This is a genomic window from Pollutimonas subterranea (assembly GCF_002849655.1).
Taxonomy (GTDB): domain Bacteria; phylum Pseudomonadota; class Gammaproteobacteria; order Burkholderiales; family Burkholderiaceae_B; genus Pollutimonas; species Pollutimonas subterranea.
The window spans coordinates 252,920-270,698 of the sequence record NZ_PDNW01000001.1; the positions used below are offsets into that span (position 1 = coordinate 252,920).

The 17,779-nt window shown below is 58.5% G+C and carries 14 protein-coding genes and 1 pseudogene; 8 read left to right on the forward strand and 7 right to left on the reverse strand.

From position 1 onward, the window contains the following. Positions 1 to 7: 7 nt before the first annotated feature. The 3 genes and pseudogenes from nuoN to CR159_RS22175 all read left to right on the forward strand — a co-directional run bounded on the left by nuoN (position 8) and on the right by CR159_RS22175 (position 2,171). Positions 8 to 1,495 (forward strand): NADH-quinone oxidoreductase subunit NuoN, encoded by a 1,488-nt coding sequence (gene nuoN, locus CR159_RS01200; RefSeq protein ID WP_199173217.1) that lies wholly within the window; start codon positions 8 to 10, stop codon positions 1,493 to 1,495. 121 nt (positions 1,496 to 1,616) lie between these two features. Further along, positions 1,617 to 1,709: pseudogene (locus tag CR159_RS22170) on the forward strand (DUF2818 family protein); the annotation flags it as partial. 126 nt (positions 1,710 to 1,835) lie between these two features. Then, a complete protein-coding gene (locus CR159_RS22175; RefSeq protein WP_369406242.1) occupies positions 1,836 to 2,171 on the forward strand; it encodes a DUF2818 family protein in 336 nt (111 codons plus the stop codon). A gap of 1 nt (position 2,172) precedes the next feature. Here CR159_RS22175 and CR159_RS01210 read toward each other — a convergent pair whose 3' ends face one another. After that, positions 2,173 to 4,545, reverse strand: a complete 2,373-nt coding sequence (locus CR159_RS01210; protein ID WP_102072166.1) for a DUF3772 domain-containing protein — start codon at positions 4,543 to 4,545, stop codon at positions 2,173 to 2,175. A 261-nt stretch (positions 4,546 to 4,806) separates the two neighbouring features. On the opposite strand from CR159_RS01210, the gene serB reads away from it, so the two are divergent. Next, positions 4,807 to 5,658: a phosphoserine phosphatase SerB gene (gene serB, locus CR159_RS01215; RefSeq protein WP_102072167.1), complete on the forward strand. Its 852-nt coding sequence runs from the start codon at positions 4,807 to 4,809 to the stop codon at positions 5,656 to 5,658. Between the two features lie 63 nt (positions 5,659 to 5,721). On the opposite strand, the gene mfd is transcribed toward serB, so the two are convergent. Beyond that, positions 5,722 to 9,180 carry a transcription-repair coupling factor gene (gene mfd / locus CR159_RS01220; RefSeq protein ID WP_102072426.1) on the reverse strand — a complete coding sequence of 1,153 codons (3,459 nt, stop codon included), beginning with the start codon at positions 9,178 to 9,180 and terminating at the stop codon, positions 5,722 to 5,724. 29 nt (positions 9,181 to 9,209) lie between these two features. Here mfd and CR159_RS01225 point away from each other — a divergent pair, with 29 nt between their 5' ends. Further along, positions 9,210 to 10,004, forward strand: a complete 795-nt coding sequence (locus CR159_RS01225) for an IspD/TarI family cytidylyltransferase (RefSeq protein ID WP_102072168.1) — start codon at positions 9,210 to 9,212, stop codon at positions 10,002 to 10,004. A 27-nt stretch (positions 10,005 to 10,031) separates the two neighbouring features. Continuing rightward, positions 10,032 to 10,517: a 2-C-methyl-D-erythritol 2,4-cyclodiphosphate synthase gene (gene ispF / locus CR159_RS01230; protein ID WP_102072427.1), complete on the forward strand. Its 486-nt coding sequence runs from the start codon at positions 10,032 to 10,034 to the stop codon at positions 10,515 to 10,517. A 94-nt stretch (positions 10,518 to 10,611) separates the two neighbouring features. On the opposite strand, the gene CR159_RS01235 is transcribed toward ispF, so the two are convergent. The 4 genes from CR159_RS01235 to ompR form a co-directional block, all read right to left on the reverse strand. Next, positions 10,612 to 11,130, reverse strand: a complete 519-nt coding sequence (locus tag CR159_RS01235; protein ID WP_102072169.1) for a carboxymuconolactone decarboxylase family protein — start codon at positions 11,128 to 11,130, stop codon at positions 10,612 to 10,614. Positions 11,131 to 11,132: 2 nt separating this feature from the next. After that, positions 11,133 to 11,681 (reverse strand): peroxiredoxin, encoded by a 549-nt coding sequence (locus CR159_RS01240; RefSeq protein ID WP_102072170.1) that lies wholly within the window; start codon positions 11,679 to 11,681, stop codon positions 11,133 to 11,135. Between the two features lie 72 nt (positions 11,682 to 11,753). Beyond that, positions 11,754 to 13,148: a sensor histidine kinase family protein gene (locus tag CR159_RS01245; protein WP_233208124.1), complete on the reverse strand. Its 1,395-nt coding sequence runs from the start codon at positions 13,146 to 13,148 to the stop codon at positions 11,754 to 11,756. A gap of 33 nt (positions 13,149 to 13,181) precedes the next feature. Continuing rightward, on the reverse strand, positions 13,182 to 13,916 hold the full coding sequence (ompR, locus tag CR159_RS01250; protein WP_073106027.1) for an osmolarity response regulator transcription factor OmpR: 735 nt from the start codon (positions 13,914 to 13,916) through the stop codon (positions 13,182 to 13,184). 257 nt (positions 13,917 to 14,173) lie between these two features. Between ompR and tsaB the strand changes: the two genes are divergently transcribed. Both tsaB and CR159_RS01260 read left to right on the forward strand, forming a co-directional pair. Beyond that, positions 14,174 to 15,418 (forward strand): tRNA (adenosine(37)-N6)-threonylcarbamoyltransferase complex dimerization subunit type 1 TsaB, encoded by a 1,245-nt coding sequence (gene tsaB, locus CR159_RS01255; protein WP_102072171.1) that lies wholly within the window; start codon positions 14,174 to 14,176, stop codon positions 15,416 to 15,418. Continuing rightward, positions 15,415 to 16,293 (forward strand): uracil-DNA glycosylase, encoded by an 879-nt coding sequence (locus CR159_RS01260; RefSeq protein ID WP_102072172.1) that lies wholly within the window; start codon positions 15,415 to 15,417, stop codon positions 16,291 to 16,293. The genes tsaB and CR159_RS01260 overlap by 4 nt, the downstream gene beginning before the upstream one ends. Here CR159_RS01260 and lplT read toward each other — a convergent pair. Then, complete coding sequence (gene lplT / locus CR159_RS01265) at positions 16,290 to 17,597, reverse strand: lysophospholipid transporter LplT (RefSeq protein ID WP_102072173.1); 1,308 nt, start codon at positions 17,595 to 17,597, stop codon at positions 16,290 to 16,292. The two genes, CR159_RS01260 and lplT, sit on opposite strands and share 4 nt — an antisense overlap. Between the last annotated feature and the right edge of the window lie 182 nt (positions 17,598 to 17,779).

The window sequence follows — 17,779 nt, forward strand, 5'->3', positions numbered from 1 at the left end:
CCGAAATATTATGCAAAATCCTTATGACTTCGCCTTGGCCCTGCCCGAGATTCTGCTTCTGATTCTGGCCGCAGTCACACTGCTTATCGACGCTATGAACAAGGCCGAATCGCGTCACATCACCTTTACGCTCAGCCTTGTCACGCTGTTGATCCTGACTGGCGTGTCTCTTTGGCAATGGAGCAACGGGGTGCAGGGCAGCTCGTTCGGCGGCCTGTATGTGGTTGATTCGCTGGCGCACTTCCTGAAGGTATTGTCTTATCTGGCGGTCGGTGCCACCTTGATCTACGGGCGCGGATACGCTGAAGCGCGCGGCATGATGAAAAACGGCGGCGAGATGTTTTCGCTGACGCTGTTCGCCTTGTTGGGCCAAATGGTAATGATCTCAGCCGGCAGCATGCTGACCGTCTATCTGGGCGTCGAGCTCATGTCGTTCGCCTTGTATGCCCTGGTTGCATTGCGCCGCGACGACCTGAAGGCGACGGAAGCCGCCATGAAGTATTTCATGCTGGGCTCGATGGCTTCAGGTGTGCTGTTGTACGGCATGTCCATGATCTATGGTGCGACCGGCCAGCTTGACCTAACCCTTATTTCCGGAGTCATAGGTAGCGGACAGGCCGAGCGCCTGCCGCTGATATTCGGGGTCGTCTTCATTGTGTCCGGGCTGGCGTTCAAGCTGGCCGCCGCGCCTTTCCACATGTGGACACCCGATGTCTACGAGGGGTCGCCCACAGCGGTTACTTTGCTGCTGGGTGCGGCGCCCAAGCTGGCCGCCTTTGCCATTACTTTGCGCTTGCTGATCGAAGGCCTTCACGGCATTGCGGTGGACTGGCAACCCATGCTGCTTATCCTGGCCGTGCTGTCGCTGGCCATTGGCAACATCGCGGCGATTGCACAAACCAACTTCAAGCGCATGCTGGCTTACTCGACCATTTCGCACATGGGTTTCGTGTTCCTGGGCTTGCTCTCGGGAGTGGTGCAGGACCAGGCCGCGGCCACGGGCGCGGCCTATGGTGCATCGCTGTTCTACATGGTGATCTATGTATTGACCACGCTGTCCACCTTCGGATTGATACTGCTGCTTAGCCGCAAGGGTTTCGAATGCGAGAATATCGCCGACCTGAAAGGCCTGAACCGCCGTAATCCCATTCTGGCCGGGGTGCTATTGCTTTCCATGTTCTCGCTCACGGGTATTCCACCCATGGCTGGTTTCTACGCCAAGCTTGCGGTATTGCAGGCGCTGGTCGGTTCCGGCCACATTGCGATTGCCGTGGTCGCCGTGATGCTCTCCCTGATCGGCGCGTTCTATTATCTGCGCATCGTCAAGATGGCCTACTTCGACGAGCCGGAAGGCGAGGCGGTGCCTATCAATAACGGCATCATCACCAGCGGCCTTATGTCGGTGAATGGCCTGCTGATCATCGTGTTGGGTATAGTGCCTGGTGGCTTGATGGCATTGTGCGTCAGCGTTATCGAAAGTTCGCTCAAATTCTAGGTAAGCCTTGGCGCGCTCGCACTGCGACGCGCCATCGCGGTTCAACCTATGGCGCAAGCGAGCGTCCCAGTTCTACCGTTCAGTCAGGCCTGGCTTAAGCCAAGGCCATAGGAAGTAGTTGATGAATCAGTCATTTGCCGTTTGGATTCTTATCGGATTGTCTTTGATAACGGCTAATCTTCCTTTTGTCTTGGAACGGCCTTTCCTGATATTGCCGTGGACACAAAAGGGTGAGCCTACTGCCCCGGCATGGATGCAGTGGATTTTTTCCTTGCTGTTCTTTGGCCTGCTCGCCGCATTGGCTTATGGCGCATTTGGACTAATAGGTGGAGCGTTGGTGATGGCATCCGACCTGGCGTCGGTGACCCTGTTCCTTGCCAAGATTGGCGGCGTGGCTCTGGTGGTTGCGGCGCTGTTGACCTACCCCGGCTGGCGCAGCCGCGCCTACGTGATTCAGAAATCCTTTTTTGTGCGCTTGCTGGAATTGATGGTGTTCTATGGCATGGTTGGCATCCTGGGTTTCGCCTTCGAAGTCAATATGGGCAACCGCTTTCCTCAGGACTGGGAATTCTATGCAGTAACACTGAGCCTGTTCCTGGTATTGGGATATCCGGGCTTCGTGTATCGCTATCTACTGCGTCGCCCCAAAGCTGTCCCTGCCCGAAAACTGCCGTAATTTACCCGGCAGGTCGGGGTTGCGGGTCGACCTCTTTTAAGACCATGGTAGGTGGATTGACCAAAGGCAGATCGGCCTCGCGCAGGCGCTTCAATATTTCGAACAATAGCGCGCTACGCACACGGTAGGCTGATCGCGGGGACCCTACGTAGCCGGTTGCATTGAAAATCAGGCCTGTGGCGTCCACGCCGTCCAGCATGACGTCGGGTTGGGGTTCATCCAATACTTCGGCATTCTCCTGGAAGGCGAGAAGCATCAGGTCGTGCACTTGGTCTGCATGCGTGTCCACAGGCAATGCGAGTTTTATCTGGACGCGTCCCAACGGGTTGGCATGGGTGACGTTACGCACGACTTTTGTGATGAACTCCGAATTGGGCACGATCACCGTAGAGCGATCACCCATCTGGATTTCCGTGGCACGCACGTTGATGCGGCGAATGTCGCCTTCGATGCCGCCCAATGACACCCAATCGCCCACCTTGACGGGTTGCTCGGCAAGCAGAATCAGGCCCGAGATGAAGTTTTGCACGACGGCCTGCAGGCCGAAGCCGATGCCGACCGATAATGCGCTGGCGATCCATGCCACCCGGTCCAGGCTTATGCCAACGGCGGACAATGATAACGCGATAGCGACGACATAACCGGCGTAGCCGAACAGTGTCGCCGTGGACAGCCGCATGCCGGAATCCAGGCTGGTGGTCGGCAGATACTGATCAGCAAGCCAGCGTTGCAGCAGCTTGACGGCTCCGAAGCTGAGAAGCAGGACAAGTATGGCCGTCAGGACCGAAATAGGGCGGATCTGCACTTCGCCAATGGCGATGCCGGCATGCAGGTGGTCAATCTGGCGCAGCCACTCGCCGGGCCCGCCGCCGAACGGTGAGAGCAACAGCATCAAGGCGAACAAGACCAGCAGCAAGCGCAGCACGCCGGATATGAGAACGGTCGCCTGGCTCCGTGCACGGAACCAGGGACGGCTATGTCCATCGTCGCCGCTGTTGCGCTTGGCCGATGCCAGCAGGCTGGCGCACGTGTCATCGACCAGGCCGGTGATCAGATAGGTGGAGCCCAGCACAAGGCCTATCCAGACCAGTTGTTTGATAATGAAACTGCCCAGGGCGACGTAGCCGCTCAGCAGGCACACAATGCTGGCTGCCAGCGCGATCCACATGGCACCGCGCGACAGTGAAAGCCACAGGGGCGAAGGTGCCGGGGCCTGAGGCTCGTCGTCCAGCGCAAGGCGGGTAGCACTATAAATGCGTTGCATCGCCAGCCCCAGTGTGATGCAGAGTGCCAGGGCGGTGATGTAGTCCAGGGCGACGGTGGCCACCAGGCTGGCATTGACCAGGATGGCAAGTCGCTGTGCCGCCCAGCCGATCGACAGGACGATGGCCAGCGCAAGGGGAAACCACCGAAGGCTGGACGCCACGGCGTCGCTGATCGGGGGAAGGCGCCATGTGGGGCGCCCCGGCAGAAGCAGCCCATTGCCTAGTCCGGTGACGAATCCGGCGAAGCAGGCGATGCCGATGGCTTGATTGAGGAATGACTTTACCGGGTCCGGGATATCGTTGTTTGCGCTCAAGCCCAGGTATAGGGCGCCGATCACAAGGCCGGGTGTCGCGGTGGCAAGCAACACGCGTACCGAGGCGTGCAATGACCTTCGCAACCGGCCAGGGGCGACCCGGGTAATGCTCATCTGGATCAGTGCACGGCCAGCCCGGATGCGCAAGCCTATGATCAGCAGGATGGCCACCAACGCGATGGCATGGATGCCCGCAGGTGTCGTACGGAACAATGTCGTCAACTGCTCTCGCAACGGCTCCAGCCGGCCCAGGTCCTGAGGCCACTCAGCCAGCAGGTCGTTCCAGAATGTCGGCGCGGCAATTGATGACGTGCGGCGTCCGAGTTGAGCCTGAAACTGAGTCCGCCGCAATTTGAGTATCTGCTCGGATGCCTGGCCCGCCTCGACGGCGATGAGCCTGGCCAGTTTCATCTGCGCATCCAGCGTACTGGTGTTCTTTGTGAGCTCTTTGCGTTGTTCGGCAACGTCGGGCGTTTCGGGTGTGCCTTCTGTCGGGGTGCCGAGTTCGGCCAGACGTGCTTTGACACCGGCCAGTTGAGGGTCGATGTCGCTTGCGACCGCCTCAACCTGGGCTTGTGCCTTGAGCGCGGTGCCGCGCAAGTCGGCAAGCTGCGCGTCATCCAGGGGCTTGTCGCTCAAGGCCTCCAGCTTCTTGCGTACCGTATCCATTTGGACGCGTGCCGTATCCAGCACTTTTTCCGGCTCTATCTTTGGATCGGTGTCGGCGGCCTGGGCGATGGCGAGCGTGAACACCATGCACAGGCACAGCAGACCGGACAACAAGATTTTTTTCATGAAATGAGGTCTAGTTTCGCTTACTGCGGGGCGCGCCGGGGAGTGATGCGCTGGCATTGACTTATCGTGGGAAAACAGGAAGCTCCTGTCCTGTGTACAGCCTGGCCGAAGCCGGGAAACGGCGTTAATCATAACGCCGAATCAGGGCTGGATAAGGCTTCGTTGGTAAGCAGTTAAAATGGCTCGCAACATTTACATCTTCATGTTGTTGCGGCCGCCTTGCAGTGCAACATCCTGACGCTTTTTTATGATCTATTTCCTATGACCCACCTTATTCTTCAAGCTCCTAACCTCGTCGCGGCCAATATCGAAAAAATCGCGGCTATCGCCAATGCCGGCGGAGTGCAGGACCTGGGCAGTACAGCCGTGCGTCTGCTTGATGTCGACAATGACGAACGGGTCGCGGTCGAAGCGTGTTGCGCCGAGTTCGGTATTGATTATGCGTTCTTCGAGCAAATCGCGCGGCTTCGCGATTGCCGGATACTGGCCATGGATATGGACTCCACGTTGGTCAATATCGAGTGCATCGATGAGATCGCCGATATGGTCGGGCGCAAAGCCGAAGTGGCCGCGATCACCGAAGCGGCCATGCGGGGCGAGATCACCGATTTTTCCGAAAGTCTGATACGGCGCGTGGCCTTGCTGGAAGGTGTGCCGATTACCGCGCTGGAGCAGGTGTACGAGCAGCGCTTGCGACTTAACCCGGGTGCCGAAAAGCTGGTCTCGACCGCCAGGAAAACCGGGTTGAAGACGCTGCTGGTTTCCGGCGGATTCACGTTCTTTACTGAGCGGCTGAAAGAGCGCCTGTCACTGGATGCCTGCCACGCCAATTTGCTGGGTACGAACCAGGGCAAGCTTACGGGTAAAGTCGTCGGCACGATTGTCGATGCGCAAGGCAAGGCAAACCAGTTGAAACTGCTGGCCGACGACCTCGGAGCCGGCCCTGAACAGATCATCGCCGTGGGAGATGGTGCCAACGACCTGAAGATGCTGGCGCTGGCCCAGTATTCCGTGGCGTATCGCGCCAAGCCGGTGGTGCGGCAGCAGGCCAATTATGCGCTGAACGTAAGCCCGCTTGACGCAATATTGAACTGGTTCCGCCTGAGCCATTAGTAAGTACGGCCTTACAGCGCAGATCGTCTCGGTCGGCCTGCGGCGCAGCCGATCCTTCGAGGGTTAAGCCAAAGACCGCAGGACTTTGCGTATCGTTTCAATGCGGGCGCTGATCTGCTGGCCCTGCTTGATTTCAATTTTGAGCTTGTCCTGTCCGGCAAGTCGTACCTCGCGTTGCTTCTGGACGAGCTCAATGATGCGCATCGGTTCGACATTCGGCTTGGCCGAGAACTGGATCATGGCCTGGGCATCGCTGGCGTCGATCTTGATAATGCCCAGTGGTTCGGCATGAAGGCGTAATCGATGGGTCGCAAGCAGCGTCTGCGCGGCCTCGGGCAGCTTGCCGTAGCGGTCTATCAGCTCTTCCTGAATCATGATCAGGTCGTCTTCATGCTTGGCATGCGACAGTTTCTTGTAGAAGCCCAGCCGTGCATGCACGTCCGGACAAAAGTCCGAAGGCAGCAGCGCGGAGGCGTGCAGATTCACTTCACACAGCGCGGCAAATGGCGAGTCCAGATCAGGCTCTTCGCCGGACTTCAGCGCCCGGACGGCGGCATTGAGCATGTCGGAATACATCGAGAAGCCAATTTCCTGGATGTTGCCCGACTGGGATTCGCCCAGGACTTCACCGGTGCCCCGTATTTCCAGGTCATGCATGGCCAGGAAAAAGCCCGCGCCCAGTTCTTCCATGGCTTGTATGGCTTCCAGGCGTTTCTTGGCGTTGGACGTGATCGCATCTTCGCCCGGCGTCATCAAATAGGCATACGCCTGGTGATGGGAGCGACCCACCCGACCGCGCAATTGGTGCAGCTGCGCCAGGCCGAGCCGGTCGGCGCGGTGTATGACGATAGTATTGGCGGTGGGTACGTCAATGCCTGTCTCGATGATGGTCGTGCAAAGCAGCACGTTATAGCGCTGTTGATAAAAGCCCTTCATGACCTCTTCAAGTTCGCGTTCTGCCATTTGTCCATGGGCGACCGCTATGCGGGCTTCAGGCACCAGCTCTTCCAGACTTGCGCGCCGGTTCTGAATGGTGTCGACTTCGTTATGAAGGAAATAGATCTGGCCGCCGCGCTTGAGTTCGCGCAGCAGGGCTTCGCGTATGGTGCTTTTGTCCTCCCGCCGCACGAAAGTCTTGATGGCTAGCCGTTTCTGGGGCGCTGTCGCAATCACGGAAAAGTCGCGTATGCCTTCCAGCGACATGCCCAGGGTGCGCGGTATGGGCGTTGCGGTAAGGGTCAGCACATCGACCTCGGCGCGCAATGTTTTCAACGCTTCTTTCTGGCGTACGCCAAAGCGATGTTCTTCATCGATGATAACCAGGCCGAGGCGCTTGAATATCACATCTTTGGACAATATCTTATGGGTGCCGATGACGATATCGACGCGGCCATCATTCAGCCCCTGGATGGCGGTGGCTACTTCTTTGCCTGATCGGAAGCGCGACAGCTCCACGACTTTCACGGGCCAATCGGCAAAGCGGTCGGAGAAGGTCTGGGCGTGCTGTTCAGCCAGCAGGGTCGTGGGGCACAGCAATGCAACCTGTTTGCCGTTGAGTACCGCCAGGAACGCTGCGCGTAGCGCTACTTCGGTCTTGCCGAAACCGACGTCGCCGCACACCAGTCGGTCCATAGGCCGTCCCGATGTCATGTCGCCGATCACGGCTTCGATGGCGGCCGCCTGATCCGGTGTCTCTTCGAAGCCGAAGCCTTCGGCGAAGGCATGGTAATCGTTGACGGGGAGCTTGAACCGATACCCTTCGCGGGCAGCCCGTTGGGCATATAGGGCGAGGAGTTCGGCAGCGGCGTCGCGTACTTGTTTGGCGGCCTTGCGCCGTGCCTTGTCCCACTGGCCCGAGCCCAGTTGATGCAATGGAGCATGATCGGGGTCTGAGCCGCTGTAGCGGGCGATCACATGCAGCTGCGCCACGGGCACATACAAGGTGCTGCCGTTGGCATACTCGAGATGCAGGAGCTCCATCAAGCCTTCGCCGAGATCCATCTCGATAAGGCCGCAGTAGCGGCCGATGCCATGCTGGGCGTGCACGACGGGATCGCCTTCGCGCAGTTCCGACAGGTCGCGCACCATGGCTTCCACATCGCTGGCATGTTCCTGTGCGCGCTTGCCGCGGCGGGTTGGACGGGCCTGGCTTGGATAAAGATCGTTCTCGGTCAGTAGCGTGAGCGCCTGATCGACCAGCACAAAGCCGCTGGAGACTGGCGCGATCACCAGAGCAAAACGGCTTTCCGACACCAAAAAATCTTGCAGGGTTTCGCTGGCGAAATCTGGTTTTATGCCGAATTCCTCAAGCATTTGCAGCAGCGTCTCACGTCTTCCGGCGGAGTCCGCGCACAAGGCGATGCGGCCGTGATTCTGGTTAAGCAATGCACGCAGGCTGGCGACGGGATCTTCGGCGCGCCGGACGATTGCGGCATTCGGGGCGGATTGGAAATCGGGATGCGGCCCATCACCGACCAGGGCCAGCCTGCCGAAGAGCTTCAGTTGCGTGAACAGGTCCTCTTCGCTGAGGAAGAGTTGTTCCGGCGGCAACACCGGGCGTTCCCGATCGCTTTTCAGAAACTGATATCGGCCTTGCGTATCGTGTGCGAATCGTTGGACGGCCTGGGTGATGTCGCCCAGTGTCACCGTCAGCGATTGAGCGGGAAGATAGTCGAACAGCGTGGCCGTATGGTTGAAAAACAGCGGCAGGTAATACTCGATACCCGCGAATGCAATGCCGTTGCCTATGTCTTTGTAGGGCAGGGCGCGCGACGGGTCGCCTTCGAAGATTTCCCGAAAGCGTGCGCGAAACTGATTGCGCGCGGTTTCGTCCATCGGAAATTCGCGGCCCGGCAGCAACTGGACTTCCTTGACCGGGTACAGGCTGCGCTGGGTGTCGATATCGAAGCTTCGAATTGATTCAATTTCGTCGTCGAACAGATCCAGGCGGTAGGGCAGGACCGAACCCATCGGAAACAGGTCGATCAGGCCGCCACGGATGCAGAACTCGCCCGGCGCGGTCACCTGGGTGACATGGGTATAGTTGGCCAGGGTAAGCTGCCGGCGCAGCCCCTCTTCGTCGAGTGCATCCCCTTGCTTGAACGAAAACGTATAGGCGGCAAGAAATTCGGGCGGTGCAAGTCGGTACAGCGCGGTCGTGACGGGAACCGTAAGGATATCGACGCTTTCCTGCATCAACGCATGCAATGTACGCAAGCGCTCTGAAATCAGATCCTGATGAGGAGAAAAACTGTCGTAGGGCAAGGTCTCCCAGTCGGGAAGTTGACGCAAGCGCAGTTCGGGCGCGAATAACAGGATTTCCTCGGCCAAGCGCTGAGCGGCCAGGGGCTCGGCGCAAAGCACAACAAGTGTGTGCCGGGAGGCGCGCGCCAAGTCGGCGAGCATCCATGCATCACCTGACCCCGGCGGGATAGGTTGCGCGTTCCGCTGCCCGGGCTTCAAGCCGGCGAGCACGGATTTGGTAGAGGGGAGAGACGGGGGAGGGGTGATTTCTATATTCATGTAGATTGTCATTATAAAATGCCTTTCCTATGTATAAGAAACTGATTGCAATTGTTCCGGCCGCCGGCATCGGCGCGCGCGCCCTGTCCGCCGATGCCGTACTGACCCGGCATGCTTCTGCCGGCCATGAGGGCGGACGGGCCATGGGGCTGAACGCAGCGGCGTTGCCCAAGCAGTACCGGCTATTGAACGGCGAGCCCATGTTGCGCTGGGCGGTGAGGGCATTGCTCGCCGATGCGCGCATCGCGCAGGTAAGGGTGGCCGTGGCCGCGCACGACATCTGGGTGGAGCAGGCCTTGGCCGGCCTGGAGCGGACCATATGGCGGCCCTGTGGAGGTCCCACTCGCGCTCAAACGGTAGCCGCGGCATTGCTGGACGCCGATCTGGCCGCTGAAGACTGGGTATTGGTCCATGATGCGGCCCGGCCGGGCTTGCCGGCTGACGCCTTGGCGCGGCTTATTGATAGCTGCCTCCAATTGAATACGGGCGGCCTGCTTGCACTGCCGATTGCCGATACGGTGAAGCAGGCCTACCCGCTCACGGACGGGCCTGATACGCTTGCGTCTGCAACAGGCGATACCTTGGCCACTATCGACAGGACACTAAAGCGCGATTGCCTGTGGCTCGCGCAGACACCTCAGATGTTTCCCGCCTCGCACCTGCTGGATGCCTTGCAGCGTGAAGATATCGCAAGGGGCGAAGTAACCGATGAGGCCTCTGCCATGGAAATGGCCGGCCATGCCCCTTGCCTGATTCCAGGATCGCCGCGTAATTTCAAGGTGACTTGGCCGCAGGACTTCGATTTGATGGAAAAGTGGTTGTAAGCACGAAGTTCATTTATGGAGCAGAACATGAATTTTCCGGTACGCATCGGTCAGGGCTTCGATGTCCATGCCCTGGTGAAGGACCGTCCCCTGATAATCGGTGGTGTCACTATTCCGCATACCCACGGTTTGCTGGGCCATTCCGATGCCGACGTGCTGCTGCACGCCCTCACCGATGCCATTCTCGGGGCCGCTGGCCTGGGCGATATCGGCCGCCATTTTCCCGACACCGATCCGGCCTACAAGGGCGCGGATAGCAGGGTCCTGTTGCGGGCCGCAATGCAAAAGGTAAGGCAAAAGGACTGGACCGTCGTCAACATAGACGCGACGGTGCACGCCCAGGCGCCCAAGATCGGGCCGCATGCAGCGCTAATGGTGGCCAATATCGCTACGGACCTGTCCATATCGACCGAGAATGTGAATATTAAAGCCAAGACGAATGAGAGCCTTGGCTATCTGGGCCGCCAGGAAGGCATAGCCGCCACTGTCGTAGTGTTATTGGCAAGGGCTTGACCTGGCGTCGACCGCAGCACTGGACGGTCTACTGATCGATGGATCGCCGGATCGCCGGACCGTGGGCTGTCCGGCTTGCGGGTGTGGGGCTTTCCTACCGGCCTTCGGCCGTGATTACCTGTGCGGCGGCGTTTACTACCGAGGCGATACGTCCCACGTCGCGCAGCTGTTCGGCCGTGTATCCAGCCTTCTTCAGGTTGGCGTAGTGCGAGTTTACGCAGAACTGGCATTTACCCACGATGGATGCCGCTAGGGCGAAGAGTTCGAATCGGCCTTGATCGATACCGCCATGCGTGGCGTATGCGTTCATGCGCAGCTGCGCCGGCAACGTTTTCAGTTGCTCATCACCCGACATTTCCACATAAGGATAATAGGTGTTGTTCATCCCCATGAGGGCAGCTGCCGTCAGTACACCGGTGGCATCTGCGTCGGTTAAGCCGGTCTTGAATGCAGTCACCAGGGTGTGGCTGCGTGCGGCGTAGGCTGCGGCCAAAGCGACTCCTGTTGCGTCTTCCGCCTTCAGCGAGGACCGGGCGATGGTGCCGTCCAGATTCAAGCGTATGTCCTTGGCCCAATCGGGAATCATGGCCTTGATGGTCGGTAGGAATTCCATGGTTAAAGCGTATCGCCGCCCACAGCCCGGTTGCATGGGCAAAGCTCGTCGGTTTGCAGGCCGTCGAGCAGGCGCAAGACTTCTTCCGGATTGCGACCTACATTCAAGTTGTTCACCGAAACGTGCTGGATGATGTTGTCGGGATCGACAATAAACGTGGCCCGCAGGGATACACCCTCGGTTTTTTCACGGATGCCCAGTTGATCGACCAGCGCGCCCGTGGTGTCACCGAACTGATAGTGGCCCAGTTTGCTCAGGTCTGAGTGCTCGCGGCGCCATGCCAGCTTGACGAACTCGTTGTCGACCGAGCCGCCCATGAGGACGGCGTCACGGTCTTCGAAGTCCTGGGCAAGCGCATTGAAGCCTACGATTTCAGTAGGGCACACAAAGGTGAAATCCTTGGGATAGAAATAAATGATTTTCCACTTCCCGGGAAATGAACTTTCGGTGATCTCTTCGAACGCGGAGACGCCGTTCTCTTCATGCATATTGAAGCCGGGCTTGACGCCGGCTACTTTGAAGGGTTCGAGCTTATCGCCTACTGTTTTCATGTGAACTCCTGATCGTAAGTAAGTCGGTCATGTGCGGTCGTATGTCATACGCCGATCATAAATTCTACGCTATTAACTATCGGTGTCTAATTGAAAATTCCTAACCCGTACCTTTGGAATCTCGATGCGCGCAACCAATCCGCCTTTGGGATGTGAAATCAGTTCCAGTTGCCCGCCGACTTGTCCCAGGAGCCGTTCTACGATGGCGAGTCCCAGTCCGGCGCCACTGACGCCGGTGCGTGCGGATTCCCCTCGAGAGAAGGGACGAAGCAGGCGCTGGATATCGGTAGGGGCAATGCCTGCACCTTGATCTTTAACCTCGATGGCAAGGATATTGCCTTGCTGTCGTGCGACCAGCTTGATATGAGCACGGCCATCAGACGGTGTGCGTCCGTACCGACGCGCATTTTCGATGAGGTTGCTGATTATGCGCTTGAGATCGTGCGCATTGATCTTGGCGTACAGGTTAGGCTCGATCGATGCGGTCAGCGCTCCTCCCAGGGATTCTGTGTGGCTGCGTTCGCGTTCATACAGGTCGCAAAGCACGGAGGAGACGTCGATACCTTGTTCCGGAACCACACCGGCCGGCCGTGCATATTCCATGAGCTGCCCGATACTGTGGTCGATTTGTCCGAGATCCTCGTCGATGGCCTGGCGAGCTTCGTCGGTGACATCGCTCATCTCGATTTCAAGACGCATCCGCGCGAGCGGCGTGCGCAAGTCGTGCGAAATTCCCGCCAGCATGATTTCGCGGTCCGCCTCGGTTTGACGAATATCGCGCGCCATCCTGTTGAAGGCCATATTCATGTCGCGAATTTCGGCCGGTCCTTTCTCGGGCAGCGGTGAAGGCGTTTCCCCACGCGCCAGTTGCCGTGCGACCTTGGCCAGTTGGGCGAGGGGTCGATTTACGAAGCGCACGCTGATCGCCGCTCCGATCAAGGCCAGCACCAGGGCGGTTACGCCCCATCCCAACCATTCGGCGCCTGCGGTAAGGCCCAGCTGTTCCCGGTCGAACACCAGCCAGTACTGGTCGGTGTTGATCTCGAAGCTGACCCATACACCGGGCGTTTGGTTGACGGACCACATGATCTGCGTCTCGGGGCCGAGCCGTTCCTTGATATCGGCCGCAACATGATTCCAATAATTGGAATTGGGCAATGGCTCGTGTACGTCAGCGCTTTCGCGAGGCTGCACCCGCAGGCTTTCCTTGGTGGCCAAGTCAAGCAACAAGGCCGGCCGTACACTGCGCGGCGCATAGATGAGCGCGGAGCGCGTAATGCTGACCGCGGTCGTGACACGTTGCGCCATCTGGGCTGCGCGTGGCCCTTCTTCCATGCTGAAAAATACCTGCAGCCACGCGCCCAGGCTGACCAGCATCAGTCCCGCCAGGAGAAGGAAGGAACGACTGAATAGGCCAAGCCGCAAACGCGGCTTGACCTTTTTGTGTTCCTTGGGGGCTGCGGACAAAACCTGTTCCTGCAAGGTTACGCCCACTTGCCGTTAGTGGCCGCCATCGGGTACGAAAACATACCCCAGGCCCCATACCGTCTGGATAAACACTGGCTTGGAAGGATTGGGTTCAACCAGCTTGCGAAGGCGGGAGATTTGGACGTCGAGACTACGATCGAACGCTTCGTATTCCCGGCCGCGGGCCAATTCCATAAGTTTGTCGCGCGACAGCGGAATTTTGGGATGGCGCGCAAACACCTTTAGTACCGAGAACTCGCCGGTCGTGATTGGAACTTGCTCGTTGTTGCGAGTGAGCGTGCGCGTGGACAAATTCAGCACGTAAGGACCGAATTCGATGGATTCGTTTTCCTGGCTGGGTGCACCGGGATGTTCTTCGGTGCCCCGGCGACGCAATATGGCGTTGACGCGGGCGAGAAGTTCGCGCGGATTGAAGGGCTTGGAGAGATAGTCGTCAGCGCCCATCTCAAGGCCGACGATGCGGTCGATTTCTTCGGCTTTCGCGGTAAGGATAATGATGGGTGTGTTGTCGTGCCCGCCACGCAGTCGGCGGCAGATCGAGAGTCCATCTTCACCAGGCAGCATCAGGTCCAGAACGAGAAGGTCGAAGTGCTCGCGCTGCCACAATTTGCCCATTTCCTTGGCATCTTCGGCGACGAAAACATTGAAACCCTGTTCCGACAAATACCGGCGCAGCAAATCGCGGAGCCGGGGGTCGTCGTCGACGACGAGAATTTTGCGAGATAGAGATTGGTTTTGTGTATTCATGGGGAAAATGTAACAGGGCAGAGTTTGCCCGTATAGGCCTCGTTGCAAGATATTACATAATAAGTATCTGGATATAAAGGGCGTAGCACTTACTACAATTTTGCAGTGTTCAATTGCGAAGCAAACGACTACATGTCTTGAAAAGAGGCCCTTGACAGCATTAGTTTAGAGTGGGGATAGCGGGCCGTCTGTCAGCCGAATGTCTTACGCTTTTCCGTCTTTTCCAATGATATCGCCGCCACGTTTAAAATGCACTCATGACTTTACACATTTTAGCGCTTGAGACGTCGTCCAGCCTATGCGGAGTTGCCCTGCTGACGCAGGCCGACGGGCGTTTACATCTACGCACGATGGATCATGACGCCACCGGCGAGCATGCTGAACGCTTGCTGCCCATGGCAGACAACTTGCTGGCGCAGGCGGGTATTCTTCGCAGCGACTTGAGCGCGGTAGCCTTTGGCCAGGGTCCGGGCGGTTTCACGGGTCTGCGGGTGGCTTGCGGGGTGGCGCAGGGAGTCGGATTCGGGCTCGGCATCCCGGTCTTGCCGATCGCGTCCTTACAGGCGGTGGCCGCGCGCGATTTCGATCCGGCGACGGCATTGTGTCCGGTAACAGTGGTGCTTCAGGATGCCCGGATGGGCGAAGTCTATCTCGCTGCCTATCTGGCCGACGGCGATGCGGCGAGCGGGTGGCGCCAGCTTCAGGAACCCATTCTGCTGAATGCCGCAGACGTTGGCCCCTGGCTGCAGCTTTCCCGGCCGGCATGGGAATCCGAACATCCGGGTGTACTGCCTGTGCGACTTATAGGGGATGCGCTCACTGCCTATCCCGAGCTCGCGCAATTGCAGATTGAGCAGCCTGACCTGCAGCTTGGGCCGCCTCTGCGGCCCGATGCGGAAACGATCGCACGCCTGGCCCTTATTGCTTGGCATACCGGATGCGGTATCGACCCGGCGCTCGCGGCACCTTTGTACGTAAGGGATAAAGTGGCGTACACGACGCTCGAGCGTGAAGGGGGCAAGGGCGGAAATCCCAAGGCGCTCCAGCATGTGGCCGCCATACGGCCCATGACAGCCAGCGATCTCGACCAGGTTGCGATCATCGAGCAGTCGGTGCAGTCATTCCCCTGGACGCGCGGCAACTTCGCCGATGGGCTGAAGGCCGGTTATGGCGCATGGGTTGCCTGGCAGGAAGGGCGTGTTGCCGGCTTCTGCATGGTCATGTTCGCTCCCGACGTGGCTCACCTGCTCGTCATAGCGGTATCGCCATCATGCCAGAAGAAGGGCGTTGGCGCATCCTTGCTGAGGCTGTGTGAGCGCGAGGCGATGGCACGTGGCTTACCCGCCGTTGTTCTTGAAGTCCGGCCGTCGAACGACAACGCCCTGGCGTTTTATCGGCACCATGGCTACACCCAGCTTGCAGTTCGCAAAGACTATTATCCCTCGGGGTATGGTCAGCGCGAAGACGCCTGCGTCATGGAAAAACGGTTGGACGCGGCATGAACGAGCTTGATGTTCTGGGTGCACCGGCGCTTACTGCGTTGCAGCTCGCCTGGTTGCAGGAAGTCGGCCTCGATAAGCGCATGCTTGCCCGTTATGCCGCAAACAGCGGGCGAACCGACGGTGTGTCGGCGCCTGCGGTGGTCATTGCGAAGCCTATGCCGGAGCCTCCGGTCACGCAACGCCCCAGCTTGACGCCGCCCCCACCACCGCCTCCGAAAGCGATCGCTGTCCCCCAGGCGTCTCCTGGCTTGCCGGAAGTCGCCGATGCACGGATCGTGCCCGACGTTTGGGAGGCCTTGCAGGATCATATTGCTGTCTGCGCGGCATGTGGGCTGCATGCCGGGCGTAGCCAGACAGTCTTTGGTACTGGCGCCGCCGACTCGCCGGAATGGCTGCTGGTCGGCGAAGCGCCAGGCGAACATGATGACAGAATGGGCTTGCCGTTCCAGGGGCGACCGGGCGCGTTGCTCGAGGCTATGCTTTCTTCAATCGGCGTTCAGAAATCCACCGTATTTTTCACCAATCTGGTTAAATGCCGCCCCTTGGGCAATCGGACTCCGCGTTCCGAAGAAATCGACGCCTGCCTGCCTTATTTGCGGCGCCAGATAACGCTGCTGAAGCCGCGTCGTATCCTGGCATTGGGTAAGCTGGCTGCGCAGGCCCTCTTGGCGACTGATAGCGATTTTGAAGCATTGCGCGGGCATGTTCACCATATAGACAGCGAGGATGGACTGGCTATTCCGCTGGTGGTGACCTACCATCCGGCGGCGCTGCTGCTACGACCGCAGCATAAAGCGGACGCGTGGCAAGACTTGAATCTTGCGCGCGCTGTCGTTGCAGAGCACGCCGCGCTCAACCAGCAATCAACGCACTAGTGCCTTAGCGCCTGGCCGTGTCCGTGCTGCCCTATCGTACTTTCCAGGCGTGGGTCAGCTCGATGATTACAACGATTCCAGTAGATGAATAGCAGCATCAGCGATGCGACCAGCAAACCGAAGATGATGATGATCACGTTGATGGGCAGGTTCAGCCACAACATAAGGCTGTAAAGGGCCAGCATCAGCAGGATATTCAATTGTTCATTGAAGTTTTGCACGGCAATGGAATGCCCGGCCGAAAGCAGGACATGTCCACGATGTTGTAGCAGCGCGTTCATCGGCACCACGAAAAATCCGGATAGTCCGCCGATGATCAGCAGTACGCTATATACCGCCCAGCGTTCGTGCACGATGGGCATCAGCATTACTGCAAAGCCCATTATTACGCCTACCGGCAGGACCGACAAGGCGCGCTTCAATGGCACCCGACCGGCAAGGATGGAGCCGCCAACCGTTCCTATTGCGGCTACGCCCATCAGCACGGAAGCCTGGTCAAGGCGATAGCCCAGGTGTCTCGCGCCCCATTCGATGACAATGAACTGCAGGGTAGCGCCCGCGCCCCAGAACAGCGTGGTTACGGCAAGCGAAATCTGCCCGATCTTGTCGTGCCAGAGTATGCGGACGTAGCCGCCGAAGTCGCTGATCAGCGTAATGGGGTTCCTGTGTTGCTTTGGATAGCGCACGTGAGTGGAAGGTATCAGCAAATTGGTCGCCGCAGCGACCAGGTACACTACGCCGATGCACAAGATAGCGGCTTCCGTTCGGGTCTGCACCAGCGAGTTGATCCATGGCTGAGCCAGCAATGCTTGCGAAACCGCCGGGCTGATGAGTACACCGCCCAGCACGGTGCCGGCAATAATGGAGAGAACGGTAAGCCCTTCGATCCAGCTGTTTCCCTTCACCAGAAGTTCCGGGGGCAGCATTTCGGTGACGATGCCATACTTGGCTGGTGAGTATGCAGCCGCCCCGATGCCGACAAGGGTGTAAGCGCAAAACACCAGGAATAACTGCTCGTGGTTGGCCAGGCCAAAGCTTTGACAGTAGAACATCAGCAGGCATCCGCCCACCTTGATCGCATTGGTGATGAACATCACCCTTCCTTTGGGAAATGCATCGGCAAAGGCACCTACAAACGCAGCCAGCGCAACGTAGGCCAGCGCAAACCACCATTTCATCATTGGCGCCATCCAGTCGGGGCCCTGCAGATCAGCAATTAACGCGATGGCGGCGATGAGCAATGCATTGTCTGCCACGGACGAAAACGCCTGGGCTATCATGACCAGATAAAAGCCTTTTTTCAATGGGAAATCTCGATCGAGGGGTTAGTAAGGCAACGGGCGGTACTGAAGAACAAAGTGTTATTGAGTATAACTTTGGCGCAATGTGTTAACCGAAAATCATAACGTAGTTTCTTTTGGGTCATCAATTAGCCCCGGTGCGTTATCATACGAGGCGCTCAGCCCAGCATTACGCTCTGGTTTCC